The 26,400-nt window shown below is 52.3% G+C and carries 17 protein-coding genes and 10 pseudogenes; 10 read left to right on the forward strand and 17 right to left on the reverse strand.

Annotated elements, in window-relative coordinates:
* Positions 1-50 precede the first annotated feature (50 nt).
* From MW898_RS26300 to MW898_RS26305, 3 genes and pseudogenes are all read right to left on the reverse strand, one after another.
* A pseudogene (locus tag MW898_RS26300) lies at positions 51-796 on the reverse strand (IclR family transcriptional regulator).
* Positions 797-1,102: 306 nt separating this feature from the next.
* On the reverse strand, positions 1,103-2,137 hold the full coding sequence (locus tag MW898_RS21595; protein WP_248910359.1) for a zinc-dependent alcohol dehydrogenase: 1,035 nt from the start codon (positions 2,135-2,137) through the stop codon (positions 1,103-1,105).
* A gap of 162 nt (positions 2,138-2,299) precedes the next feature.
* A pseudogene (locus MW898_RS26305) lies at positions 2,300-3,109 on the reverse strand (amidohydrolase family protein).
* Positions 3,110-3,689: 580 nt separating this feature from the next.
* On the opposite strand from MW898_RS26305, the pseudogene MW898_RS21605 reads away from it, so the two are divergent.
* Positions 3,690-3,806: pseudogene (locus MW898_RS21605) on the forward strand (IS1595 family transposase); the annotation flags it as partial.
* A gap of 300 nt (positions 3,807-4,106) precedes the next feature.
* Complete coding sequence (locus MW898_RS25765) at positions 4,107-4,238, forward strand: hypothetical protein (RefSeq protein ID WP_264556745.1); 132 nt, start codon at positions 4,107-4,109, stop codon at positions 4,236-4,238.
* Between the two features lie 102 nt (positions 4,239-4,340).
* On the opposite strand, the gene MW898_RS25770 is transcribed toward MW898_RS25765, so the two are convergent.
* The gene (locus tag MW898_RS25770; RefSeq protein WP_277999969.1) at positions 4,341-4,463 is read right to left on the reverse strand and encodes a hypothetical protein; all 123 of its coding nucleotides are present in this window, start codon (positions 4,461-4,463) and stop codon (positions 4,341-4,343) included.
* Between the two features lie 63 nt (positions 4,464-4,526).
* Between MW898_RS25770 and MW898_RS21610 the strand changes: the two genes are divergently transcribed.
* On the forward strand, positions 4,527-4,715 hold the full coding sequence (locus MW898_RS21610; protein WP_248910360.1) for a hypothetical protein: 189 nt from the start codon (positions 4,527-4,529) through the stop codon (positions 4,713-4,715).
* Positions 4,716-4,731: 16 nt separating this feature from the next.
* Here the strand turns inward: MW898_RS21610 and MW898_RS21615 are convergent, their stop codons facing one another.
* The 4 genes and pseudogenes from MW898_RS21615 to MW898_RS26310 all read right to left on the reverse strand — a co-directional run.
* A complete protein-coding gene (locus MW898_RS21615; protein WP_248910361.1) occupies positions 4,732-5,148 on the reverse strand; it encodes a GlcG/HbpS family heme-binding protein in 417 nt (138 codons plus the stop codon).
* A gap of 115 nt (positions 5,149-5,263) precedes the next feature.
* The gene (locus tag MW898_RS21620) at positions 5,264-5,467 is read right to left on the reverse strand and encodes a hypothetical protein (protein WP_248910362.1); all 204 of its coding nucleotides are present in this window, start codon (positions 5,465-5,467) and stop codon (positions 5,264-5,266) included.
* A 210-nt stretch (positions 5,468-5,677) separates the two neighbouring features.
* Positions 5,678-5,899 (reverse strand): hypothetical protein, encoded by a 222-nt coding sequence (locus tag MW898_RS21625; protein ID WP_248910363.1) that lies wholly within the window; start codon positions 5,897-5,899, stop codon positions 5,678-5,680.
* Positions 5,900-6,012: 113 nt separating this feature from the next.
* Positions 6,013-6,674 (reverse strand): annotated as a pseudogene (locus MW898_RS26310) (NAD-dependent epimerase/dehydratase family protein); the annotation flags it as partial.
* Between the two features lie 3 nt (positions 6,675-6,677).
* On the opposite strand from MW898_RS26310, the gene MW898_RS26315 reads away from it, so the two are divergent.
* Complete coding sequence (locus tag MW898_RS26315) at positions 6,678-6,884, forward strand: DUF2264 C-terminal domain-containing protein (RefSeq protein WP_368409218.1); 207 nt, start codon at positions 6,678-6,680, stop codon at positions 6,882-6,884.
* Between the two features lie 32 nt (positions 6,885-6,916).
* A pseudogene (locus MW898_RS21645) lies at positions 6,917-7,351 on the forward strand (DUF2264 C-terminal domain-containing protein); the annotation flags it as partial.
* A 228-nt stretch (positions 7,352-7,579) separates the two neighbouring features.
* Here the strand turns inward: MW898_RS21645 and MW898_RS21650 are convergent.
* The 6 genes and pseudogenes from MW898_RS21650 to MW898_RS21675 all read right to left on the reverse strand — a co-directional run.
* A complete protein-coding gene (locus tag MW898_RS21650) occupies positions 7,580-8,902 on the reverse strand; it encodes an ABC transporter substrate-binding protein (RefSeq protein ID WP_248910368.1) in 1,323 nt (440 codons plus the stop codon).
* Between the two features lie 66 nt (positions 8,903-8,968).
* Positions 8,969-10,117 (reverse strand): ABC transporter ATP-binding protein, encoded by a 1,149-nt coding sequence (locus MW898_RS21655; protein WP_248910369.1) that lies wholly within the window; start codon positions 10,115-10,117, stop codon positions 8,969-8,971.
* Between the two features lie 706 nt (positions 10,118-10,823).
* On the reverse strand, positions 10,824-11,927 hold the full coding sequence (locus tag MW898_RS21660; RefSeq protein WP_248910370.1) for an enolase C-terminal domain-like protein: 1,104 nt from the start codon (positions 11,925-11,927) through the stop codon (positions 10,824-10,826).
* Positions 11,928-12,038: 111 nt separating this feature from the next.
* Positions 12,039-12,941 (reverse strand): dihydrodipicolinate synthase family protein, encoded by a 903-nt coding sequence (locus MW898_RS21665; protein WP_248910371.1) that lies wholly within the window; start codon positions 12,939-12,941, stop codon positions 12,039-12,041.
* Between the two features lie 1,558 nt (positions 12,942-14,499).
* Positions 14,500-14,975: pseudogene (locus tag MW898_RS26320) on the reverse strand (Gfo/Idh/MocA family protein); the annotation flags it as partial.
* A gap of 1,031 nt (positions 14,976-16,006) precedes the next feature.
* Positions 16,007-16,382, reverse strand: a pseudogene (locus MW898_RS21675) (SDR family NAD(P)-dependent oxidoreductase); the annotation flags it as partial.
* 343 nt (positions 16,383-16,725) lie between these two features.
* Here MW898_RS21675 and MW898_RS21680 point away from each other — a divergent pair.
* The 3 genes from MW898_RS21680 (at position 16,726) to MW898_RS21690 (ending at position 18,453) form a co-directional block, all read left to right on the forward strand.
* Entirely contained in the window at positions 16,726-16,995 is a 270-nt protein-coding gene (locus MW898_RS21680; RefSeq protein ID WP_248910373.1) for a hypothetical protein, read from the forward strand.
* Between the two features lie 179 nt (positions 16,996-17,174).
* A complete protein-coding gene (locus tag MW898_RS21685; RefSeq protein ID WP_248910581.1) occupies positions 17,175-17,327 on the forward strand; it encodes a sulfatase-like hydrolase/transferase in 153 nt (50 codons plus the stop codon).
* Between the two features lie 223 nt (positions 17,328-17,550).
* On the forward strand, positions 17,551-18,453 hold the full coding sequence (locus MW898_RS21690) for a sulfatase-like hydrolase/transferase (RefSeq protein WP_248910374.1): 903 nt from the start codon (positions 17,551-17,553) through the stop codon (positions 18,451-18,453).
* A gap of 387 nt (positions 18,454-18,840) precedes the next feature.
* On the opposite strand, the gene MW898_RS21695 is transcribed toward MW898_RS21690, so the two are convergent.
* Positions 18,841-21,561 carry an alpha-L-rhamnosidase gene (locus MW898_RS21695; RefSeq protein WP_248910375.1) on the reverse strand — a complete coding sequence of 907 codons (2,721 nt, stop codon included), beginning with the start codon at positions 21,559-21,561 and terminating at the stop codon, positions 18,841-18,843.
* Positions 21,562-22,076: 515 nt separating this feature from the next.
* On the opposite strand from MW898_RS21695, the pseudogene MW898_RS21700 reads away from it, so the two are divergent.
* A pseudogene (locus MW898_RS21700) lies at positions 22,077-23,223 on the forward strand (ABC transporter ATP-binding protein).
* Positions 23,224-23,296: 73 nt separating this feature from the next.
* Here the strand turns inward: MW898_RS21700 and MW898_RS21705 are convergent.
* Positions 23,297-24,181: pseudogene (locus MW898_RS21705) on the reverse strand (IS1595 family transposase).
* A 161-nt stretch (positions 24,182-24,342) separates the two neighbouring features.
* Positions 24,343-24,714: pseudogene (locus MW898_RS21710) on the reverse strand (ISH3 family transposase); the annotation flags it as partial.
* 480 nt (positions 24,715-25,194) lie between these two features.
* Here MW898_RS21710 and MW898_RS21715 point away from each other — a divergent pair.
* The gene (locus MW898_RS21715) at positions 25,195-26,352 is read left to right on the forward strand and encodes a BNR-4 repeat-containing protein (protein ID WP_248910376.1); all 1,158 of its coding nucleotides are present in this window, start codon (positions 25,195-25,197) and stop codon (positions 26,350-26,352) included.
* Positions 26,353-26,400 lie beyond the last annotated feature (48 nt).

Consider the following 26,400-nt stretch of genomic DNA (forward strand, 5'->3'; position numbering starts at 1 on the left):
GTGGGGTGTGCCAGTTCTGTCGAGAATTAGTAGCCGATCTCACTTCGTGCCTACGAATAGGTGAGATTGACTTCAATCACGTTCGCATCCCGGAGGACTAACTTAGGGAATTCCCCGGTGAACCGTTGCTTATTCATTCGGCTCTTGGGACCCGAGACATTCACTAGTGCAATCGCACGGCCCGCCTCGTTCTTCATGGGCGCTGCGATACATCACATCCCCTGAACCCGCTCTTCGTTGTCGAAGGCATGTTCACAGTCTGCCACTTCGTCGAGGACGCTGAACAGTTCCTCTCTGGTCGAAATCGTACTCTCAGTCACCTTCGGCAGTCTGTGGCGCTCGACTATTTCTTCGACCTCATTCTGTGCTCGATGCGCTGTAATCGTCTTCCTGAGTACTGTCGTCTGCAACTGGACATGCATACCTGCATGTATATCTAGTTGGACAGCATCCGGACCACGTTCCTTGTAAAGAAACACAAGGCCGTGTTCCTAGATCATGAGGTTCGAATGCTCACCAGTCTCCGTAGCCAGCTTGTTGATTTCACATCGTACAATTCTGAATACTTCTCTCGAGACTGTGTTCGGTCACCCTAGCACGAGGACTGGGTGCTAACGTAGTGGGTACTTCCCTTTTTGACAGGGCACTCCTCCCGTGTGAGCGTCCGAAGGTGGTTGTGAACCGTACTTGTCGGTATGTCTAGCTGGTTATCCACTTCAGGTACCCCAGCTCCGTTGAGTTCGCGAAGCGTTTCGACGATATCCACCGTTCTTTTCTCCGCCCTGATTGGGACAATGGCTTTCGTAGTGGGACAATAGCATACATCTATGAAAAAGAGTTTCCGTTATTGCCGGACAGGTCCGAGCTGGTTGGGCGGGCGACAATGGAGAGAGTGCAGTCCCGTAATCACGCTGCTCTTTCTGTTTGATCAGTGCTCAGAAGAACCAAACATCTTTGATGTCGGAGACAAACGAGTTTCATGGCTGTCCAACTATAGCAGCGGTTTGATAACCTAAAGAGCAGGAGATAGCACTGGACGACGGAAGCAGACCTGTATTACTGCTCTCAAAGTCAGGTACCCGTTAGTAGATCGAAAAACCGTTCACTCCGCGAAGCGAAACACTGGCTTGCACGTCTCCGAGTTCAAGAACGCCTCGAACGCCATCGCAGGGTCGTTGACGCTGTACGACGTGTCTAGAATCTTGTCCACAGCGATTTCCCCACGCTTCATCAGGCGGAGCGCCTGCTCGAAGTTGGTCCAGGTCGATCCATAGGACATGTTCATTTCGACTTCGCCACGGACAACAGAAGTGAGACTAACCTTACTGGTGTCGTTCGGGATTCCAACAACGACGATCTGACCGCCTTTGCGGACGTGTTCGACACCGGTAGAGATGCCCGTGTGATGACCGGTCGAGTCGAAGACGACGTCGAATCCGATTCCATCAGTGAACGAGTCGACTCGCTCTTCGAGTCTGTTGCCAGATTGGACGTCGACTGTCTCGATACCGAGATCCTCGATGAGCGGAAGTCTGTACCCAGTGTCTCGTGTTAACCCGGAAACAACTACGTTCGCACCGAGCGAGTCTGCCACCGCGGCGACTAAAACACCAATCGGTCCGGGACCCTCGACAAGAACGTTGTCGCCCGGTGTCGTCTTGGACTGACTGAGTACGGCCCGTGTGGCGATACTCGTGGGTTCCGTAATGGCCGCGTGACGGAGCGGAACGGAGTCCGGGACAGCATGGACGTGCTGCGGTTCGACTGCGACGTACTGAGTGTATGCCCCGTCACGGTGCATTCCCGTGATAGAAAAGTTCTGACAAACGTTCGGCTGCCCGTTCTTACACTGGAAGCATTGTCCACAATTATGAATGGGTTCTTCAATTATCTTGTCTCCGATAGCGAACTTGTCGACTTCAGCACCGACTTCGACGACTTCGCCGGAGTACTCGTGTCCCATGACACGCGGAATTGGAATCCACTCATATCCACCGTCGTATTTGTACGCGTGTGCGTCGCTTCCACAGAGACCGGCTGTGTGGACTTCAATCAACACTTCGTCCGAATCGGGAGTCGGCGCCTCCCGTTCCTGTGTTTCCACCTGTCCGGGTCCAGTTTGTACGATTGCTTTCATAGTTGTTAGCAGAGTCTAAGATACTCGACTCGTTTTAAGGTTGTCGACCCTTCGTTAATAATCTTGGGTGATCATAGAATGTGCGCGCCACCAGCAGTTTCCGGCTCAATCAAGCCCAATGTGTCGGGAGAATGAGTTTCCGGTTATCCAGTCTATGTTTCGCTACGAGAGGATGTCGACGTGACGAGGCCAGTGACAAGCTTCGGGGTAACTGGCCTCGTCGCTCACATTCGGAAAATCGGATCCTCAGACGACGCATTCGCACCCAGACGTGTCGACGTACCACCGGACGCGGTCGTGCATGTCCTCGCACGGGACGTGGTTTTGGACATGTGAGTCATCTCCGAGACTTTCACTGCGACACCGTCGAATTCCGTGAGGCCGCTGGTCCGTGCGAACGTCTCCTCATCGGTCGGTGTTTCTGGACCCCCCATGTGCGACGTAATCGAATAGATAGATGAGTTCTGGGTACGTCTCGACGAGCTCGAGAGCTAATCGAGCTAACCGTGGTCACAGAAGATTTGCACGACTGCATCCGTCTCGATGGAGGCCTCCCAGAACTCCGATCTCGATAGTCCTGCGAAGCCAGTTCACCGTTGGATCGAACGTTTCCCACATTTGGTCGTACGGACAGGCCATTCCGAGGCGGAACCCGAGCCCACCGTCTATCTACATACACTGGCGGAGTTGCTCGGCCATGTCGACGACGAATGGGTCGAGCATCGCTACCCCCTAGAGGTGGTCGTACTCCGCAGCCACCCGTAGTGTGTGCTAGTCGTTCGTCCACTCATAGGTTGGGTAGCTGACAACGACTGCTTCGTCGATGCTGTTGCGATCTCATTTCCTCCAAGAGTCGTTCAGCTGTGTACACAGTGTGAGGTTGAACGAATCGACGAGGTCGAACAGCGGTCCGTTCACCCATGGATGTACTCTACTGGCAGCACCCCAGTCGTGAGTATGGGCATCAATCATACCATCCCCGTCTTCGGATATCTTACTAAGTCTTCCGTCGCTGTGTAAAAGAACCTTTCCGACATTGCCGGAGTTGAATTCTGATACATCTTCACAGTTGGGCAGTTGATTTATCGGTGGTCTGCGTCCGTTCATCTAGAACGTCCAATCCGACTCGGGCGGAAAGGGGCCTCGTCCCATTGGAGGTCATTATTACGGATTGGAGAGACAGACAAAACCGGGCTAGGAATTACAGCACTAATATTGTAATTTTGAATAGCTCGTGGTATCCCTCTAAACTTTCCTTCCGATTATACCGGATGGCGGTCCATACAGATGACGGCTCTCGACTCGGTGTCGCAGACCACTGACCGTCGGTCATCTATGTCGAACTGGCGTTCGTCGAGCACCTGAGATAGCCAGAGCGTAATAATCAGTGCTATTTTAGCAGAATTTTGATATAATTCAGATGTTGCTCGCAAATAGAAGAGGGCAATGACACCGCGCTAGGATGTCCGACACGAATGATTCAGGTCAATGTATTTGGTTCGGAATCGCTCGCAGCGGACCTACTGGAACAGGTCCGCTGGCGTGACGGTAGCTCTCACCGCATCGAGGCGTCTCGAAGGACAAGTTGATACAGCATTTTCGCGCCTTTCAGGTACGCAGCAAACTCTTCAGAATGCCCGGTCGAGGAGCACTCAAGCACGCTGTCTAAGCCACTCTCTGAAATCAACAATATGCTACGTGAGCGTTGACTCTATTACGATGTCGAGTTAGTCATCCCAATCCCCGATATTTCTGCCTCATCGTAGCTAGATAGTTTAGAATTAGCGGGCAGTAACATGTCTGGCTCATAGCAACCGCATCAATTGTACGTAACATAAGAGTGGTCCATTCCCACTCACATGGATGAACCGTTATGTGCATACGAACAGACATGCGAACGATGTCATGAGAGTTTGAGTGGGTCGCTGGCCCTTGTGAGGCGACCGAAGGCCCAATCTGGGCAAACGGTGTGGTCCGTTTCACCGAAATCGAGGCAAATCAAGCTCTCGAATACGACCCCAAAGTGGACGAGACGAGCATCTATCTCGATCCAACCGCACCAGCGGTTGGATCCCACAAGGGATTGGACGAAAACCTGTAAGCCTGCAAGGCGGACGCCCATCGAATCGCCGCGTTGGAACCGTGAACAGACGCCTCCGTCGTAGATTGGTTTGAAGGAGCTCCACTCAACAGTCCGGATGACCTAGAAATCAACCGCGACGGCGGCATCTGGTTCACCGACCCCGACGACAAGGACCGGGGCTTTCTCGGTCACGATTCGGTCTACCGTGCCGAACGAACCGACACCAAATGGCGATTTGTTCACCTGAACGATGAAATGGATCGCCAAAATGGCATCTTTCTTTCGCCGGACGAATGACGTCTCTACATGGCCGGGTATACCCTATGGCACAGAAATCGACTGGCGAACTGCACGTTCGGTGGACCGGACCGCTCGACGCTCTTCATCACGGATCTGACGGGGAGCCTCTACGCGGCGCGGACCGACCTCAGGGTTCGTCCGCTTCTGAGAACGGGACCGAAACATCGATTACGAGGGGCGTGCCTGAGTCGGTGAATCTCTGGACGAAGTCTTACCGCAGCGACTCGAACGCTTCGAGCCCTGCTCGCGAGGCCTCCATGTCCTCAGAAACTGCCCCACCGCTCGCGCCGACCGCACCGACGACAGTGCCGTTGTGTTCAACGGGAAATCCGCCACCGAACACCACCACGCACCCGTTATCTGTCGTGTGAAGCCCGTAGACGTCGCCGCCTGGTTCGGCTCCTTCTTTTAATTCGTGGGTGGGTTTCTTCACTGCGGCCGCCGTGTACGCTTTGTTCTGTGCGATATTGCTCGCGACCAGCTTCGCGCCGTCCATCCGACGGAAGCCGAGAAGGTTTCCCTCACTGTTGGTAACCGCGAGATTCAGTTTCACGTCGAGGTCATCAGCTTGTTGCTCAGCCGCGTCAAGAATCGTCTTGGCTTCTGCTAGCGTTAGCTCTTGCACCATCGAACTTGCAGTCGGACGTGTGGGATAAAAATCTACTGCTCGCGGGCAGAACTGCAGTCCCAAGCGCTGCCCAGTGATGGCTCTTGTGGACCCGCATCTGCCACCGATTCCGTTGTCAATTGATGATCGGTGACGTCAGTTGCACCCGTTCGAGCCTATGGTTACCGTGGAAAGACGTTGCCTGCCTACTCGAACGAGTCCACGTCGCCAGCCGGGCCTCAATATGGTCAGCATCGACAGGGCGAACGACCGGTAGGACAGACTCGCCTTCGGGGGTCGAGAGTGGTGTAGCTGAGGAGTTCGATGTTGCCGTCCGCACCCGTAATATCACTGGGTGAGACGATGAGTACCTTCTCGTTTCACGTCCGCCCATTGGTGGGGCTGTCAATAGCTGCCAGTACAAGCGGTACGAGGCTGTCGTCCACAGAAATTTTCCCGTCCGCTCCATTAGCGTGGAACGTTCCTTCGTCGTCCCGCCTGACGTCTGCGTCGGGTGCCAACGTCTAGACGTGGTCGACGTCCAGCGCGTTCAGGTTGAATAGCCCAAACCCGTCCGCGTCAACGTTTCGGTGCCACCTCCGTCTATCATCGTCTGCCTCTTGCTCGTTCCCAGTTTCAGAGATTTGGCTATCTCGTTTACGAGCACTGTGTTCGATAGTGCCGCGACCCCGGTTTCTGCTAGCAGACCGAGTGCGGTTCGTCTGATGAACGATGTTTGATTCGACTTACTGTCTGTAGGTGAGTCATCCACACCTTCATATCATTTTGGATACTCATACATAAGTATTGATAAGAAATCGAGCCAACTATACTCGAATCAGTTGCCTCGGCAGAGACGCGTCAGGAAAACTCAAACGCGAAGCGTTACGCCGGCGGGCTATCCCATGTCCCGGCGTCGTCTTGTGGGTGGTAACCAATCTGCGAGCGAGCGTGTTCGAGATCATACCACCGGCGTTGATTATTGCTCGCGCCACTGAAAATACCGAATTCCACGGATTCGTCCTAGAGGCAGCAGTCAATCTGGTATGCAAAGTCTCGGCGGGACTGCCACATCGCCTTCATACGTGCGACAGTTTCTTCGTACTTGGGACTGCCTCGTTCGATATCACCTTCGTCGACGGCACGCTCAGCATCGCCGTAGGGGTGGTCGTACTCGGGCATCCGAACGCTGCAGATTCAGAGCGCGTAGAACTGCTTCGGATACTCGTAGTTCTCGACGTAGTACCGACCCATGTCATTGCCATACGTCTTCGAGGCACCGTAGAATAAGTCGGGTTGGACCGGGTCGTGGTATCCGACGACGAGTCCGTGACCAGACTGGTAGATGTCTGGTGCGAACTCGTCTTCGTACCCACCCATGACGTGATCCGTCGAGAGAAAGACAAACGACTCGACTTCGGCCTCGCGGACAGCTTCGAGCGTATTGTACATTCCGATGATGTTCGGCTCGAAGATGTCTTCCCACGACTCGTCGGTATAGGGGGTTACGCAGCCATGTGGACGAGTGCGTCCTGTCCCTCGGTGGCGACGTGTTCGCACTCGCCGGTGGACAGAACACTCGGTTCGAACACAAGAACAGTAAATTCGCCTGCTCGAATGCCTTCGGCTTCGGGGTCAGCAGCGACGTTCGAGGATTGGCGTCGGCCGGTCCTGACAACATGCTTGCCCTGAGTGGCGGGAACGAGTACATACGGTCGCGTGAAAATGTCGTCGAATCGAGTGTGGAGAACCAATAGCTTACTCCCATTGATGTCTCTGGGACGACGTCGAGGTCGAGAGCTGGCTCGTTCCGATGACCCCGTGGCATGTTCGGGTGCATAGACTCGACACGAACCGCTCTCTATCCAGTTCAGAAGGCGGATACGGAATCTCCCTCAACGACGACCTACTCTCCCAAACAGAGGACGATGGGAAAGCGCTTGTGTGTCATTCGGCCGGTATCAGCGGTCTCGTCGACGTTGCGGCGAACCGTACCGGTGATAGCGTCGAACCCACCCCGAATACGGATCTCCGTAATCAGCGGACGATTGTGCCTCTCTTATCTGGTCAGCACGACCCGGGCGAACACTGGATCGCTACTGCCGTATTCGGATCGACGAACCCAACGGACGAACGCTGGTCTGATCCACCTCGATATCGACGCGGCGATGGTATCACCATCACCGCTGCCGATGGAGAAAAGCAGATCGAGATTGATCGCTAATCGGTCCGCTCAGTCACCGGTGTGTCCGCTCCCGTAGAGGACGGTTCCTGCGAGGTATAGTCCCCTGACCTCCTTTATCAAACTGGAACGGATGCTCTGGTAGAATATAGTACGATTTGGTTGGTTACAGATCGGCCGATGAGCTATCGGGGCTGAACGCGATACGGCAGAAAGGAGGTCCAATGGATGTTTGTTGTACGCCGTGCTTCGTGAGGGATGTGAGCGATCTTAGCCGAGGACCTCGTTGTTAATTACTTTCTGTGCATCTTCGAGGGCTTGTCTCGGGGCCTTATTTTTCAATTGGGCAGCCTGCAGCTGAGGGACAATTTTATTAATTATGTTTGTGGTTTTTGGCCCGTAGTACAGCAATCTTGCATGCTTCAACTGCTCTGCGTGGTCTTTCATGACAGGTTTCTCGTCGTAAACAGGATGGTCCTCGTCTTCAGCGAGATACGAGAGACCCGTGCCGGCGTTGACGAAGTGATCGACACCCTTGCCGTGTGCGAGGTACTTTTCGAGTTCCCATGCGGTTTGCTCATCGGACGGCTGGTTTGACATGCTGAACACCTTAGAAGTGTAGACACCGCCAGACGGACCACCCTTCGTTCTCGACGGAATGAGCGTCGTTCCAGCAATGTCCTCGTTGTCGTTGCGTTCCGAGTCGGCGTAAACCCACGGCCCACCCATCGTTGTCGCAGTGTTGCCAGCACCGAACGTCCTAGAGTAATTCTGCAACTCAACTTCTGTGCTGTATTTGAGGAGGCCCTCGTTGTGGAGGTTGATTGTGTATTCGAGGGCCTCTACATTGGCATCGTTGGCGACCACACACTCTGTGTAGTCGTCATTCATGATTCCGGGACCCTTCTGGTTGGCGAAGTTCCAGAACATCCGTGCGGCCGACTTACCGAACGGGAGGAAGTAAGGGACATCTACACCATTCTTTTTTAGGTCTGTGAGAGCATTCCGAAGTTCGTCCCACGTCGATGGAGGTTCATCCCAGCCAGCATCAGCATACATCTGGGTGTTGTAGTACATGACTAAAGTACCAACACCAGTCGGCAGACCGTAAACTGTGTCCTCGTCGGGTTGGAAGACGGTATCCGAGAAGTCACCGATGTAGTCGGCCAATTTCATCTCGTCGTCTTGATTGACGAGCGGCTTCAGGTTCTTCAGTTGCTTCTCTCTGGCGAGCTCGGCGTAGGTGCGCGTGGTGAGCATCATTACGTCGGACTCTTCGCCTGCGGCGATCTGGGCTTTTACTTTTTGATTGTATTGGTCGACGCTGCCCGGGATCCCGTTGTATTTTACCGAGGTGTTCGGATGATCCGCCTCGAACTCAGCGTTCATATCCTCGATGAAGGGGTAGTTTGCGACCTGGTTCCACCAGGACCAACTGACATTACCTTGAGTTGAATCATCCCCACCGTTGCGCTTCTCGCCACCAATACAGCCTGCAAGGCCTGCTAATGCAACCCCACCTGCACCCGTCATCATTTGCCGCCGTGTAAAACCACTACGTTTCTGGCCGTTACCTGTGTCTTGGTCTGCCATACGTCATCGATTAGCAACACGAGGGATCACATAAATCTATCCCTTCGTCCAACAGAGAGCGGGTCACTACGACGGACTGCCGACTAATGGCTTGCCCTCTGACGGTGGTTCAGAGTTGTGGATCGACTTACCAGTATCACTCTCGAAGACGTGGAGATTTTCTCCAGGGAATACGATGTTGAGTGTGTCACCCGGATTAACAAGGATGTCGGTTGTAAGGCTTGCTATGCAGGTTTCATCGTCGATGTCGAAGTAGACGAGCGTGCGTTCCCCGAGCGGTTCGACCACAGAAACTTCAACTTGGAATGCATTCTTGTCTGTACTGTCCGTCATCTCGATGCTCTCGGGCCGAATCCCAAGAATCAGAGGTTGGTTTACGTCACTGAGTTTTTCTGCAAGCTCATTGGAGAGAGAATATTGGAACCCGTCGTGCTTCAGCGTCGGTTGCCCATCCGAGTTCGAGTAGGTAACGTCGAAGAAGTTCATACTTGGTGACCCGATAAAGCCCGCCACAAATTGATTCTGGGGCTGGTAGTAACACTCGAGCGGTGTACCCAGTTGCTGTAGTTTCCCGTGGTTCAGTATCGCGATTTTGTTCCCCATCGTCATTGCTTCGGTCTGGTCGTGGGTAACGTAAATCGTGCTGATACCGAGTTTCTGCTGTAGGTCCTGTAGTTCCGTTCGCATCTGGGTCCGCAATTTCGCATCCAAGTTCGACAGTGGTTCGTCCATGAGGAACGCTTCTGGTTCCCGGACGATCGCTCGTCCGAGTGCGACACGCTGTTGTTGGCCGCCTGAAAGGGACCCAGGCTTCTTCCCCAGGAGCTCCTCAATGCCGAGCATCGCGGCAGCATCTTGAACCCGACGGCTGATCTCGTCACCAGAAAGGTCTGTCGTCATCTTAAGGCCGAACGACATGTTTTCCTGGGCCGTCATATGCGGATACAGAGCATAATTCTGGAATACCATCGCAATACTGCGGCTTTTTGGTTTCGCATCGGTAATATCCTGATCCCCGATTGTGATGGTCCCGTCTATCACGGTTTCCAGTCCCGCGATGCATCTAAGCGTGGTCGATTTTCCACAGCCGGACGGACCGACGAGCACGAGGAAATCCCCGTCGGGAATCGTCAGGTCAAGGTCTCTGACTGCGACTATTTGCTCTCCACTTTTACCAAAGACTTTAGTGAGATTATTGATCTCAATCTTCGCCATGTATAGTGAACATTGATTCGGGTAGATAAAACCATCTGCTTTGAGTGGTCACGGTCTGCAATTCCCGAGGAACCCTCTCGTCCAAATGAAGGTAGAGTCCGGCTCTCAACGTTTCCCGCCATCGATGATCTGAACAATCAGAATCGTCCTCAATACAAGCGACCACGACGACACAATCGGGGACGCAAGCCAACTACGCGAAAAACCAGCACCGAGGAGTGAATTCACGTTCCGTTCTTTTTTCTGTATCCGATAGTGGTACCAGCGGGCCGTCCCCCTACCAGATGGTGAGTACAGTTGACGTTGCCGCAACGCTCTGTTTGTCTGCCGGCGTTGACGGATTACCGAACGCACGGGATGTTGCGAATGTCTTCCGGTAATAACGGAGAATGTGGTTAACGATTGTAAAATCATCCAGCGAGTCTGTGTGTGCAATGTTGGTTCCTCCAGCTACAACGAGACTACAAGTGATGACTTTTTCGCGTAGGAATCCAAGTTGATAATTGCCTCTCTGATTGCTATCCCTAGTGTACGCCTGTTAGTTATCATCCAATTTACCGAATTATGTTTCATATTAAGCGCAGCTCTCTCGTATAAGAGACACCTTAGACCACCTGGCAGGTATCGAGGTGCGCTTGTTCTCCCAGCCCTAATGACGGTACTCATCTAACATCCCTTTACGAAGGTTTGCGAACTCCATGCTCGGTTACTCCGAGTCCACGAACCGGTTGAGGATTGACTTATTTAATTCAATCCCAAATCCCGGCTTTGTGGGAACAGTAATCGTTCCGTTACTGGGCACCAGCTCGCCGTCAGCCGCCGGTCGTACCGGTTGGACTTCGGTCCCTCGGCCTAACATATACTCAACATATGGCGTGTCGTGGCGGGCAAGTGCGTAGTGACAGCTGTAGATGTTCGACCTGTGGGGGATTACAGGAATTCCCATCGGTTTCGCGATGTGGCCGACCCGATTCATTTCGGTCATTCCCCCAATCCACTGGATATCGGGTTGAACCAGGTCTGCTGCCCCTTGGTTTACGAGCTGGTGAAAACTCCGATGACCGAATTCGACGTTGCCGACGGCGATTTGAATCGGCTTCACCTCATTGCGAATGTCTCGATATTGCTGGATTGTATGGCCCGCTGGCAGTGGATCTTCAACCCACTTCAGATCGTACTTCTGAAGCCGGTCAGCGGCTCGAACTGTGTACTCTTTGTTCCATTCCATGAAGCAGTCGATCATGATTTTCGCCGTCTCCCCGAAGTACTCCCGGGCTCTGGCGACCTTCCTTTCAAGTTCGTCAAGGCCTCGACGTCCATCTTTGGGGAGCGCTGTAGTCGGGATTTTCACCCCAATAAATCCCTCGTCTGACAAGGACTCCATGGTATTTGGGAACACTGTGACGTAACACGGCAATTCCTCCCGGACTGCCCCACCGAGGAGGTCGTAGACCGGACGGCCAGTCGCGCGTCCTTTTAAATCCCAGAGGGACAGATCAATCCCACTCAAAGCCATATACGAAAGCCCGCCGCGAGCCGTCGGTAGCGCGTCGTACATTTCCTGCCAGAGGTGCTCGATCCGCGCTGGATCGCTTCCTTCGAGAATAGGCCTGAAGTAGTCATCAATGAGTTTACAGGCGCTTTCCCCACCACCGCGGTTCACGGCCACCCCGCGGTCGCCGGTATCCGTTCGGATCTCGACACAGAACGTTTCGTTCTGTGGCCGAGACTCTCCTGTGGGATTGCCGCCGGCCTGTTTCGTGATCGAGTCGTAGTCTAGCGTCCAGAGATCGACATCGGTAATCACCATACGGGTAGATGCGAAGCCTACAATAAATAGGTACCTTACACCGCTGTTAGAACTCCTCCTGTGGCGACTACGGTGGCAGCGCAATCCGGAATGACGCGACGGACACCTGCATTAGTTGAGGTGATCTTCGAGCATCGCATAATACTCGTCAACGAGATCATCGAAATACGCGTCAGGCGCTACTGTCGGCTCGCGGCACAGGTCGGTCCCGAGCATTCCGCGCCGCTTCATCATCTGCTTCTCGTAGTGGATGAACATTTGTCCGGATTGTGTGATATGGTTCAACATCGGGAGAATCTCGTTATGGAGTTCCATCGCTCGCTCTCGGTCTCCATCCTGATAACTTTGATAGATGTCAAGGTAGTAGTTGGACATCCCACCGCCGGGCATGACGCCGACCGCGCCGCGATCCATCGCTTCGATGAGCTGTTGGCCCGCGTTTCCGACAAGAAGATCGACTTCACCGTCTGTTTGCTCAAGTAACTCCGTCATGTATGGTCCGGGTGGATTACACTCGATCTTGTACGACGTGACGTTGTCCACTCGATTGTACAACTCGACGAATGTGTCGGGGCTGATCGTTGTCTCGACTTCGTCAGGGGCGTACTGGATCAAGATCGGTACATCGACCCCGTCGGCTACCGCTTCCATATGTCTTAGAAGCGACTCCCTGTCAGTCTCACCAGTGTATGGTGGTAATAGCATCAACCCGTCGACGCCGACGTCTTCGAAGTACTGCGCCCACTCTACAGCGACAGGTGTTGACTGTTCCGTCACGGACGCCCAAATCGGGCAGTCAACCTCGCGGCCGACCTCGACGGCTGTTTCGATCAACTCCTTTCGCTCATCATCCGATAGTTTATAGAACTCACTCGCGAATCCAAAGAGAATCTGGGCGTGACAACCGCCCTCGGCAAGGGTACGGATTTGCCTGCGGAAGCTATCGAAGTCGATTGCGCCCTGGTCGGTGAATGGAACGACGAGTATTGGACAGACTCCCTCTATCTCACTCATATTAAACACTCACCCGTCATAGAACCAGACTGTGAGGTCCACTCGGATCTCGTAACATCGGACCTTTTCCGGTACTTGTTCGGTTCGCCGCGAACAGCGGGGAACTGGTGGCCCCCGTCGTTGCATTCGGAGATTTTTCTAAGCCGCTCAATCTGCAAGTCCTGCATAAGAGGTCAATTGTGGTTACGGTATTTATTCCTTCCCCACCGTCCAACGACGGGGTTTTGGGATTCGACTTTACCCATTTGACGAGTAGCACGTCAACATCCTCCATGAGCAGGTCGATGGGTCTGTATTTCTGCTGAGTGCCCACAACAGATGGTTTTGTAGGGCTTAACGGAAGGAACGATTGAGGGCGTTCCGACACGAGCTTTTTCGTGAACTTACCGTTCATAGAGCGTTGTCTGCAATCCTGGCCTCAGGAGGCTGCGGGCCAGTATCAGCAGGTGACAATGCGTATATCGCAAGCTAAGTTCTGCGAGTCAGCCAATCGAGAGCGTTCTCTCCGGACCCTGTGGCATTGTGCTAATGGACTCGCAGTTGCAATACGTCTCTTATTTACCACATCGCGATCTGTGAGGTCTCAATCACATTGTGCGAACCGCGGTTGGTCAATCGCTCACGCTGGAACAATATCCGTCATAACCGGATAACTATCTGACGCAGATCCTAGAACTGATTTGGCCGGAGATGGCCGAGTGAAGGGTATTTTGTTTAATATCGCGTTTTTTGTGAGCCGTTCCCACTGCGGTCTTCTAGTCCGTCCGATCGATTCTTGTCTCTTAGATATGACGATTGAAACAACCCCAAATTATAGTGATATGGTTGTAATGAGAAGCGGTACACAATTTACTTGGATGTAAGTCGCGTATATCCGGACGTCATATTATCCGGTTCGTGGTTGCCGTTCACCGGTCAATTCGCACCCTATTAAGCTCCCGACAATGGCGGATAAGGGTCCGGAATAACCGGGATGGGCACTTATTCCGAAATACCGCCAACTGTACGCTGCTACTTCGCAGTAAATGCAAGTTTAATGTAATTCGACTAGCAGTATTTTCAGTAAAATCGTTGTGGATAGCGGGCTCACCATGACGGCCAGACAACTATTATTTTGAGCGTCATATCATCCGCTAGGCTTTGACCATCCAACGATCATCGATTACGACGGTGATACCGTTCATGACCTCAGTCTCGTCGGTTTGTGGCTCGCTGTTGTCCATTACTTCTTGGATAGCTTCTTAGCCTCCGATCTCCATGAAACTGAAGACGTGGTCATCCAACTCAAAGACGCTGTAGTTCTGCGTCGGAACTCTCGTCGGCTACCGTTTCAGTTCCGTCATGAAGACTTCCGAAAACTGCATGGAGAAGCGCTCAAAATCATTCTCAAGACTGCACTGTGGCTCATCAACAATCTACGCTACAAAAGCGACAATTTTTTAGCTGGTTTCTAACTGAAGTCCGGTACAACGCTGTAAGTCTCGTAGCAGAAAATTGGACCGGATTGAACTACCAAAGAACAATAACGACTCTGTTTCCGTCGATGTCGGAAGATTGGGTCGATGAGGGTCCAATATTTCTCTGTAAATCGAAACGAGTGATTCACAACTAATTCGGTATCTGTTCACTCACAGAAGAAGATCATCTCCTCGCTATCTGAGACGCTCGAAGCGATCGGTTTCTCACACTAGATGATATCTGAATCTGCAGTAGATTGTGCAGCAGCCAAGACGTGTTCGTGGTGGAGATATAATAGGGTACAGACGGAGACGATGTCTAACTCCTCTTCCCGCAGCATCTCTTCATGGTCGGTGTACGTGTGTTCTGCAGGGATATCCCACGCCTCAGCAAAGGTTTAAAGTTTATCTTCGTCCACATTCACAATCGCACATAGTTCAGTTTTCTCTGCGGCTTCATATCCTCCCGTGTGGCTAGCTTCGAACTTCTTTTCACCAATGTCTTTCCGTCATCCATCCCAAGAATACCTAATCCTGCGATGCCACTTGCTCCGATTATTCCTGCTTTAAACGTCATTGATTGGTCCCTCGCTGAAGGTGTCGCTAGTGTCGAACTCTTGCGGACGTCTCCGTGTGCCATACTAACGGACACACGTTCAACGTCATAAAGTCTTCCTCCACTACGAATATCGGTTTGGTAGGGGTGGCAAATACAGGTCCTCAACTCTGGAATTACAGTTGCGGTGTGAGTAGAATGCGTGTTTAATTGATTTGAGATTCGATTTTGTGCATTGAATAGTCCGGTAATATCGGATTGACTCTCACACGGTGACGGGTACTATCTGTCCCATCACGGATTGTGGTCTACTCCCTCAGAATTACAACCATAGGTCTGTAATTTTCAATAGTGAAAAATGTGAATATAGTGTAGACCGGATTCGAACAGACTGTTGTATTGCAAGTAAAAATGGACATTGTTTCACTCAATTCCTCAATAACAAATTTTGTGGCTGGTCGTTTCAAAGCCTGATGCTGGTGTCTCGTTAGCACGATAGCTGTGTCAATGAGTGCGCACAATCGAACAATGAATTCCGACGATGCCGAGAAACTTATCCGATTCGTGGGACGAATTTGGTCCACTCTCATTTGAAACGGTCCATCAAATGCACTGCCCAGAACAACTTGAAGGTATTCGACATTGGAAGGGAGCGAAACTAAAAAGACTGGACTAGTACACTAATGAGTATATCTTGGAAAACTCACTTCGTATTCAATCCCATCAAGCAGTATGACGGCTGTCCAAATTCATGGACCTGACTCCGTACTCGCCACATTAATCGAGGTGCTTAAGGAAAATTCCAACTGCCACCACAATTATCAACATACCAGAATTGACTCCTTATTATGAATGGATTTTCGTCTCAATTAAACGACAGTGAAGAGTTCGAAAATTTTGTACTAAGACGGATCTGTAATCGGATTATTTGATGAGGGCTTGTATTTATATGTTTACGAGCTCCGATTCAACCAACCACAAACATCCGGTAGTATCGGAATACATGGAGCGGCGGACTACAAATTATATTTTTCCTGTTCGTCCCTCTCTACTCATCTCTTGAGGTAGCCGCCATCTATTGCGATAGACTCTCCAGTTCCCTTCCGAAGAAAGTAAGAGTACCGTACCGTGACCAATTTCCTCCGGTTGACCGATGCGGTCGAGAATATGAACATCAAGTGTCTCAGTTAGAATATCATTGGGCGACTTTTCCGCTTGTTCAGCATGTTCCTCGAGCCACGTATCAACCATTGGTGTTTCGACTGTTCCTGGTTTGAGTGTATTTACTGTAATCCCGTATTCACTCAACTCTTTTGCCAATACGGTCGTGAATGCGAGGATAGCCGCTTTCGAAGCGCCATAGGCATCCTGACCGGGAAACGGAAGTTCGGCCCCAACAGACGAGAAGTTAACGATACTACCTCGAACACCATGGTCAATCATCTGTCATAACGTCAACTGTCACTTTCGACCGTTTATTGTCGGATTAGAAAATAAAACATTTTTGAACCCAAAAATCACACAGGAATCAATTGGTGTAACCCACCCTCACCAGACACAATTCAATACAGATTGATCCCTCGATCCATGACAATCATCGTAGTAGTAATTACCTTGGAGCGTACACCAGCCGTATGAAATATGCAGACGCTGTCGCGCAGGGGACGCGACTGACTGTCAGAAATCCATTGCGGTCGTACTCGTGAGTCTTGGGTGTACCGTCTCACTTATCCCGTTCATCTCTGGGTTAATATTCGCTGGGTTCTTCGGTATGATTGTCAGCCTTTGGACGATTTCGTTTATGTTCGCGTTCGTCGCCGTAGGTGGTTCTCGGTTGTGTTCTGTTGTTCTTGAGCGTCAAGAATCGCTCGGTATCAGTTACTTTTGGGAAGGTATCCAAGCGGGCAAACGTCATGTGCTCGCGATTGAAACCGAAACGTTCACCATCGGATTTGTCTCACTCCTGTCAGTCTCTATTCCGGGGACGAACCTAATCACGTTAAGCTTTGCTTTGGTTGGCGTCTACATCCTGATTGGCTAGTTTCTCTTAGTGAGCTTTACGCTCTCTCTGTGGGCACCAACCGCCGACTCCGTCAACCTCCGTGCATCGGTTGGACATGGCGCCACTCTCATTCTTGAAAAACCAATTGCCGCAGGCTGAGTTGTCACGACCTCGGCCGCCACCTCGGCTGTTATGATAGAGCTGTACGAACGCCCAACATCGACAGTCTTGCTGAGGACGGCATCCTTCTTGAGAACCACTTCTGTACGGCGCCACAGTGCTGTCCGAGTCGGGGGAGTCTCCATACCGGCCGGCACCAGCACGTCAACGGGCTGATGGGACCTCAACGAAGACGAGGCGACAATAGCTGACCACCTTTCGACAGCCGGATACTCGACGCATCACTTCGGCGTTCAGCACTTCTGCCAGAATGCGTCTCACAGGTATGACCGAGTACGTGACCAGATGCTTGCTGATGAACTCGCTGGAATGGTTGAGACTGATCTGCCAAAGATGCCGATAACGGCCCATTCTTTGCATCTATCGGCTTCGAGGAGCCCCACCTCAGGCCGGGCGTGGACGTCCCGTCCACGTTTGCCTAACCCATCCCTTGACGACGATCTGTTCGACTCCTACGACCCCGATGATGTTAACCCGTTCCCATACCTCCCAGACCGATCTAGAGTTCGAGAGTCCATTGCGAATCTGAACGCGCTAATCACTCATTCACTCGACAAAGCTGTCGGACAGATTCTCGACCAACTGGATGAAACTGGCCTTGCCGAGAACACACTTGTGATTTTCGCCGCAGACCACGGACTCGCAGTGCCGAGAGCCAAAGGGACGGGTTTTGACCCCGGACTGGAGGTGGCGTTCGTGGCCCGCTTCCCAGGCGTTCTAGATGGCGGTGAACGGTATAGCAGTCTGACCAGCCACGTTGATGTGCTACCGACGGTGCTTGACTTACTCAACTTACCCATCTCGGACAACCTTGACGGGCGGAGTTTTCGGAATCTCTTCGGAGCGGATGGATACACGCCCCGTAAATACGTTCGAGCTGAGATGACCCGGAATGAGCGTTACGTGCCTATGAGGGTGGTCCGTACGAAGGAATTCAAGTACATTCGCAACTTTTGGAAACAACATCGAATCCATCTCCCGGCCGATATATTCTGCAGTCCTGCCGGCCGCGAGTTCCATGAGGAGTTCTATGTCACTGATCGATCGCGGGAGGAACTGTACGACCTGCGGGAAGACTCATACGAGCAGAAAAACCTCGCGGCCAGTCGTGTTCCGCTCTCTCCGCCTGTATTGGATGGAATGTTCGATTCATCAGGAGCAGGTGCGAAACCAGACCCAGACTTTACTGACGAACTCCAGCGACTCAGACAACACGTTTACGACTGGATGAACGAAACCGACGATCCGCTCCTTGATGATCCTGTTTCACGGCCCGGCGTTAACGTCTGGGACGATACCGAAGTAACACGAACGTAGCTCTCGTGTGGCACGGTAGGGGACGATGATATTGGGATTCACTCAGTGTGGTAATTTTCGCCTCGCTGGAAACAAACTCGTATGGAGGACGGGCGCAATCTTTGGATTAGTGGATGGCAAGCTCTGGCAACAAGAAACTGGTCAATGATTTCGCCAATCAGCCGATCGAGACCGTGGACATCACGAGTCGTACTCTTCACGACCGACCACAAGCTGGCCATGTTGCGAGCTACGCGTCCCGACTACGAACTCACGTCCGGAATTGCCTTCATCGTCCAATTCCAAGGACTATTCGAGGGTAGAAGACGATACGATGAACAGTTAACCCCGTCTGTAGTGCATGCGATTGGGACTAGGCATTATTCTCTAGCCTGTACCTGTTCTGGGTCACGAGTCGAACCGCTTGTCTACAGGCGTGCTGTCCGAGTGGAACGTGTAGGACCCGGCGCTGACCTCGAATACGGCGTAGTCGTTCTCGTGACGAAGATACGTAACACCAGTAGCATCCTCAGCGGGACAGGTATCGCCCTCGTAGACTGCTGATTGGTGATTGGCTAAAACCCAGACCTCACCCGTAGTGTTTCCAGGAATCGTAACTTCGAGTACGAACTCATCAGTATACTGCTCCCACGCCACCGCAATCTTCCCACGGATAGTTTCCGTTTCGGCACTCGCATGTTCCAGTTCTGTCGGGACCACGGGTTTGATCAGTACCCGTTCAAAGCCGGGCGTTGCTGGCTGAATCCCGACCAGCTTCGTGTAGAACCACTCGCCGACCTCCATCCAGAGACGGTGGTTGAACGAGTTCATGCCAGAGCCGATCTGAGTATCGCTGTCCCAGCGCTCCCACAGGGTAGTAGCACCGTTACGTGCCATGTACACCCAACCAGGTCTCTCTGGCTGAGACACGAGGTGATATACCAGATCCTCGTATCCGTACTCCATCAGGGCTGACATCAGGAGTCCCTGTGTGCTGATTGTTCCAGTTCCGATTTTATTATCATACTCATTCCTAATCGTCGATGCGAGTTCGTCGGCAACTGCTTGCTCGGCTCCCTTCGGAACGAGTCCACCGTGCATCGCCATCGCAAACGTACCCATGTCACCGCTGCCGTAGGTATTGGTTGTCTCGTCGTAGAAGTGATTATTAAAGGCAGTCTTGATCGTGCTCGCACGGTTTTCGTACATCCGAGCCTCGTTATACTTGCCGAGGGCAGCGGCCGCGTTCGCAACTGTCTTTGTCGTCTGGTAGTGAGCGAAGGTGTTCAGCATCGCTGGGTCGTTTTCAATCTCCTCCGTTGTTGGCGCGAGCCAATCACCAAAGGTATTGTACTTCGCTGGAACAATGTGTTCTCGATCCTCTTCGGTCGCCCGGGACTGCCAGTGGTCGACGTATTGTGTCATCATCGGGTAGTTGTCTGCCAATACTCGTTTATCGCCTGTGTGCTCGTACATATGCCAGACACACTGCACCGTAGACTTCGACCAGTTCGGGTCCTCCTCGCTGACCTGGTCTGGTATCGTCACGGCTACCATTCCCTTCGAGCGCATATCGTAGCGGTGGTCGCGCATCCACTTTTCGTAGAATCGGTGTGTTTTCTCAGTTTCGTACTCGTAATATTCCGTCGACGCCCCGCGGAAAATCTCCGTCCAACCGTGTCGTTCGTCTCGATTTGGGCAATCCGTTGGAATACTGTGGGTGTTCGTCCTGAGCCCCCAGGTTACCATATGGTGAACGTCATTCAGGTCATCGTTCGACGCAGAAAACCGTCCATTGGCCTCACGTTCGGTTCTGACGACTTTCGCAGCGATGTCGTCAGGCGAGAGTTCACCGGGGTAGTTGAATACTCGCACATGCCGGAAGCCGTGGTAGGTGAAGCGCGGCTCGTAGGTCTCGACATCGTCACCCTTCGCAATGTAGGTGTCCGTCGCGTCGGCGTCTCTGAGATCCTCCATATTGAGGTTCCCGGTGTCGTGTGAGAGTTCTCCGTCGTCAACGAGAACCTCAGCGTGTTCGATGGTGATATCCTGTCCCTCGCGCGCGCCGTCCATTGTCAGCTCCACCCATCCCGCTATCGTCTGGCCGAAGTCCACCACCCAGTCGCCGTCGTTCTGAGAGATGTCGACCGGCCGGATCGAATTCGTCACTTTGATCGGCGGGAGTCGCTGCGGGTGCCAATCGAAATTACTGCTGGGCCCTTGGACTGCAGTCACCGTCGACCAACTGCCGTCATCAAAGTTTGGACTTGCCCATCCGGGTTGTTCCACTTGAGCATCATACGTCTCTCCATCGTAGATATCATTCTTCGTAATTGGGCTTCCATCTGCGGTCCAAGATGTATCCGTCACGACTGTGTCGGTACTGCCGTCGTTGTACTCAACGTTTAACTGGAGGATTCCACGTGGTGATCCTAACCCCGTCCAATCGTGGATCGATTTATCGTAAAAACCCCGTCCGAGCCAGAGTCCAACCGAATTTGATTGCCCGCTGAAAAGCTGGTCAGTCACGTCATACGACGAATAGAGCGTCTGTTCCTCGTAATCAGTAACCCCGGGATTGAGTACTTCGGTACCAACCTTTGCTCCATTGAGGTATAATTCACCCCACCCTATCGTGGATACGTGTGCACGAGCGGATTCGATCTGTTTGTTTTCAAGAGTGAATTCAGTCCGGAGGAGTGGACTGTGACCGCGTTCTTGACCCCTGGGGATGGGATCGTACGTTATCCACCGTCCTTCCCACGCACTGTCACTGTTTGCAAGTGCAGTCGTAAATGAATGGACGGCACTCCACGCGCTCGATGCACCCTTTTCAGTCCATATCTGAACTTTCCAGACGTATGCGGTCTCCGGTTCCAATGGTGACCCGTTGTACACGATGGCCGTTGTTCGATTCGAGCGTACCTTACCCGTATCCCAGACGTCTCCAGTATTTCTACTCAGTACTGACGACGATGACGCAACAAGAATTCGGTATGCACATTGAGTTGTTGCTTGTTCCGTCGACTGAATCTGCCATGAAAATCGTGGTGCGACCGCTGGGTTGATATTCTTCGGCTCACGTTCATATTCAGTGAGGAGATGCACTGGTGTGGCTGACCCTGTCATGTTACTGATTGCTGAAGACGAACGGAATCTTGAACGATAGTATTTTCTATTTTTTGTTACACGAACCATTTCTCCGCGACTCGGCCGCTACAATACTCCGGCTTGTGTCACCGACTCCGTTTAACGTAGGCATCGCACGTCCCGAGTTGGCTCCGCTCATTTGTTTGAGAGGCCGCCGAAAGTCAAACGATATCCACCATTCTCATTGTGCTTTATGAGTGTGTAACTCTGTACTCGATTCGACCGATCGTCAGGTGTTTCGGGGCGATTGGCACATCCCTATACTCAACTGATGGCCATATTGGACCAGCGTATCGGGGGCATAGTTTCTGCTTATTCGTCTTTCAGTCTCGATAGCGAACGCGTCACACAGGAGGTGCTTTGTCCGCTTCTGAAGCGTGTTTCGCTTGTGTGACCCCCGCTTCAAGTGGGATTGTAGTTCGGTGTGGGGGCTCTCCTGCTTCAGAGACAATAGAAACTACTTTGTTGTTGCATCTCAATGGCCATGTTATCACATAGGTCGATTGCAGATTGAGTCAATCAAAAAAGTTTGGAGAAGAGTGAGGCGAGCATATCGTTGCCGTCAACGACTTAGATATCTACATCGAGGATGGTGAGTTTCTCATTTTCGTCGGTCCTTCTAGGTGCGGGAAGTCGACGACACTCCGATGTATTGCGAGTCTTGAACAACCCACAGACGGTGAAATTGTACTTGATGGGACCGCTGTAACACAACGAAAACCGAAAGACAGGAACATGGCTTTTGGGCTTCGGATGACCACAGAGCTGTCCAACGAACAGATCGATACCAGAGTGGTTGATGCAGCACAGTTGATGGGCATTGAGAATCTATTGGATAAGAAACCGGGAGAGCTTTCCGGCGGTCAGCAACAGCGAGTCGCGTTAGGTCGAGCAATTGTTCAAGACCCGGAAGTGTTTCTCATGGACGAACCCCTCTCGAATCTTGACGCAAAACTTCGAACGCAGATGCGGACGGAGTTGCAGGACCTTGTCCAGGATCTCAACGTCACGACTATCTACGTCACCCACGACCAAACCGAGGCGATGACCATGGATGATCGTATTGCAATTCTCGACGACGGCGAATTACAACAAATCGGTACGCCTGATCAGTGTTACCAACAACCATCAAACCAATTTGTAGCTAGCTTTATTGGATCCCCCAGTATGAACTTCTTCGACGTAGAGCTCACAGACGACACACTCGTCAGCGAGGATTTTGAGATTCACCTCCCCGAGCGACTTCAGGTTGAACTTGACACCAGAGGTCCCGAGTTCACACTCGGGATACGTCCGGAAGAGATTCTCAGTGAAGCGAACGCTGAATCGTCCGAGGGAACGTTTGAAGCCAACATCAACGTCGTGGAACCACTAGGAGATATCACCTGTCTGCACACCGATATCAGTGGCACTGAGACGACGGTAAGTGTGGACAAGAACACAAAAATCGAAGTAGGGGATCGGATACGGGTATCGTTCCCATCCGATCAAATTCACGTCTTCGATAAGAGCACAGGTGAATCGATAATCAATCGTGGTGAACCACGAGATGTTGACCACATCACAGAATCACAGTTAGGCGTAGAATCATCACGGCCTAAAAACACAACTGAATTTAGGAACTGCCCCAAAGGACCATGACTCTGACGTCCGCCAGTAGAATCTTCCAGCAGATTGTTTGGGAATCGCTCTTGTGGCGGAGATTGTTGGTGACTCATAGTGCTGTTTCGAGGATGGTTTTGAGCGCGTCTTCTCCCGGTTTTCGGAAGACTTGACGACGGAGCTGGAACGCTCGGAGATACGGCGTGAGCTTATCCTTGGAAACGCCTCGATGGGGCGAGAGTCAGGATCGCGCCAGCGATCCGTGGCTCTCGCAGGTATTGACGTGAACGTCTCCATTGGCGTATTCACCGTCGCCGTGGACGACGTATTCGCGGTCGAAAGCGTCGTCTTCGTCAAGCGGTTCGTAGGCTCGAAAGCCGTCGGTGTAGACGGTTAGCGACTCCTCTGTGCGGTCAGCAAGCAGGAGTCGAATCGTCGATTCGTCCGCGGCTTTCGCTGGGAGTACGTAGCGGTTGCCGGTACCGCGATCAGCCAAAATGAAGACGGGTGGCTTGTCCTGCTCGTAGGTGCCACGTCCGCGCGTGGACAGGCCACGCGAGCGCGACGCTCGGTCGCGCTCGCGGCCTTTGAGTCCGGCTTTCACGTAGAGTTCGTCGATCTCAACTGGACCTTCGAGTTGTGGTCGAGGCGCGTCCAGTGCCCGCAGGAAGCGCTGGACGCGCCGGTACACCGTCTTGTAGGAGACATCGATTTCGACGTCTAACTGCCGAAGACTGGTGTTGAAGCGGATGTAGGTGTAGACGGCGAGAAACCACTTTCTGAGTTCGACCGCCGAGTGTTCAAAGACGGTGCCGGTCTGATCGTTGAACGTGCGGTCGCAATTCTTACAGCGGTATCGCTGGAACACCCGATAGCTGCCATACCGAATCACGGATTCGCCACGGCAGCGTGGGCAATAGACGCCGTCACGCCAGCGAATCTGTGCCAGCAGATTCGCGGCGCGACGCTCCGAGACGAACGTCTTCAATGGGAACATGCTTCGTCGGGTGGCGCGGACGCGCCACCCTTGCCCGCTACGACTTCCAGCTACTGCTGCAGCCTGACCAACAATCCTCTATCCATGAGCGTAGTCTCTCTTTCTCAGACACCGTTTTCTGGACCGCTAGTGAGGTATGTGAAGCGTTCTATGACACCCTAATGAAGCGGGTTGTCCATGAAGTCGATGCAGACGGTTCTCGACCGATCGCGGTCGAGAACCGGCATCGCCAGCGTCGCGAGAATATCGCTGACGGCGTCCAACATCGACTCTTTGTTGAGCGTGTGGAGCCAGTCCATGACGGGTTCTCTGTTGGGCGTGTCCTCCGTGTCGGTCGTGACGCCGTTAACGGAGGTTGTTCCAACGGTTGCTCGGAGAACGATTTCCATGATATCGACGGAATCGAGGGGCGATCCCTCGATTCCTGACGATGGCACTAACTCAAGCACCTCTAGAGCAAGAGTCTTGAGTTGGCTGTTCGTAATGAACATATCCAGATCTGTAAGCTCCTGTTTGAGTCTTGGAACGTTCATCAGGTGCGTATCCAGACAACGGATGAATCAGTCACCTGATTCACCTACTTCCTTCACGATGACGTATCAGTTAGGAGGCTTCTGAGCCAGAGTGGACAACTAGCGAGTTTGCAGACCCGAAGCATTAATGAAATATTATTTACATATAAATTTGACTAAGATAATGCTTATTAATGGGTGGTTTCATGGTTGTAATGCGTCATGGAGCCAGACAAATCAGCGGACAAGTCATTCAATCCTGGATTGACACGACGTACAGCACTAAAACTAACTGGAGGAACGATCGTGGGCGGTTTCACCACAGGAGCCGCCTCAGCTGCCTCGTCACAACAAAATCAAAGCAACACCGGACGTAATTACATTACCAATACAGCAGGCAGTCCAGCCTTGGGTAGCCATCGGCAGCATGCTGTTCACTATAATGACACAACCTACTTCGGATATCACGGGGGGTGCCAAGATAATCTGGATCCCTTTGTCATGAGTTATGACCATAAAACTGGCACTGCTAACGGGCCGGTCAAGGTCGGTGACAATCCCCTCGCACCACACGACGACAATCACGGCTCACCAGCAATGATCGTCGATGACGCTGGGTATATCCACGTCGTGTATGGTGGCCACGGACAGCACGCGGGCAAGCAAGCACACGCCGTCACGCAAACCCCGGAGGATATCTCGTCATGGGAGATATTAGACAACATAGACCACGAGACGACATATCCTCAATTTATTAAGAAAAACGACGGCACGCTCTACCTGTTCTACCGGGACGGGATTCACCAGCATGACTGGGAATACGTCACGTCCACGGACAACGGTCGAACGTTTAGCGACCCGACTGTCATCGCGTCTGCTGGCGAAAAACGAACCGGCGGCTACGGGGAAGACTCCGTATACCTTGACTCGTGGTACCTCAGGTTCAGGAAAGGCCGAAACGACTCCATTCACATGACGGGGATGTATCATGCTCATGGACCGTGGAAAACCGAAAGTAACCTTCCACACATTCACCCCTACAATCGATTCAATCGTTATTATATGCAGATGACTTCGGAGGGAACATGGAAAAACGCCGCACGCGAGACTATCGATTTACCGTTCGATAAGACCGAAGCCGACGAGAAAATGCTCGTCTATGATACTGGTATGGATTTCGCCTTGCCGCCGGCGAAGATGGCCTATCATGATGTAGGTAACAGTAACAGTTCCCGAGGTGTCTTTCAGGTTCCTCATCTCGTCTTTACCACCAAGCACGGGCGCTCGGGATTCACGTTTGCCCGGTGGGACGGCGATTCGTGGGAGATTCACGAGGAGGATGTCCCGTACGGGCCGATGTTCATGAAATCACCTCAAGATATTCGGATCTACAACTCCGGCAGGTACGGGAGCGATGCGGAACCTGGTATCGGTGTATATCAATCCACAGACCGTGGACAGACGTGGCAGAAAATAGAAGATATGCCGGATAGTAAAGGTAATCTGCGTAGACAGGAGGTCATACAGAACTATCACGATGATGCGAAGGTATATGCATATACACCAAGCAGTGAGAAGAACAGTGTTCCAGTTTATATGTACGGCGAGTCAGGATTCGTGACGTCAGACAACAACCCGTCATGTCCACCTAATAACTGACTCAGCTTTGAACGTTGGGCTCTGTAGTTTCGGTACACGGCGGCGGAT

Origin of the sequence: Halocatena marina, assembly GCF_023276375.1 — an archaeon.
In the GTDB taxonomy this organism is placed as follows: domain Archaea; phylum Halobacteriota; class Halobacteria; order Halobacteriales; family Haloarculaceae; genus Halocatena; species Halocatena marina.

Coding starts and splice junctions, on each gene's coding strand:
- MW898_RS21615 (WP_248910361.1), bottom strand. CDS start 5,148: ATGGTGCAAGAGCTAACGCTAGCAGAAGCCAAGACGATTCTTGACGCG.
- MW898_RS21650 (WP_248910368.1), bottom strand. CDS start 8,902: ATGGCAGACCAAGACACAGGTAACGGCCAGAAACGTAGTGGTTTTACA.
- MW898_RS21610 (WP_248910360.1), top strand. CDS start 4,527: ATGGCCGGGTATACCCTATGGCACAGAAATCGACTGGCGAACTGCACG.
- MW898_RS21695 (WP_248910375.1), bottom strand. CDS start 21,561: ATGACAGGGTCAGCCACACCAGTGCATCTCCTCACTGAATATGAACGT.
- MW898_RS21680 (WP_248910373.1), top strand. CDS start 16,726: ATGATTGTCAGCCTTTGGACGATTTCGTTTATGTTCGCGTTCGTCGCC.
- MW898_RS21715 (WP_248910376.1), top strand. CDS start 25,195: ATGAGTTATGACCATAAAACTGGCACTGCTAACGGGCCGGTCAAGGTC.
- MW898_RS21665 (WP_248910371.1), bottom strand. CDS start 12,941: ATGAGTGAGATAGAGGGAGTCTGTCCAATACTCGTCGTTCCATTCACC.
- MW898_RS21660 (WP_248910370.1), bottom strand. CDS start 11,927: ATGGTGATTACCGATGTCGATCTCTGGACGCTAGACTACGACTCGATC.
- MW898_RS21595 (WP_248910359.1), bottom strand. CDS start 2,137: ATGAAAGCAATCGTACAAACTGGACCCGGACAGGTGGAAACACAGGAA.
- MW898_RS21655 (WP_248910369.1), bottom strand. CDS start 10,117: ATGGCGAAGATTGAGATCAATAATCTCACTAAAGTCTTTGGTAAAAGT.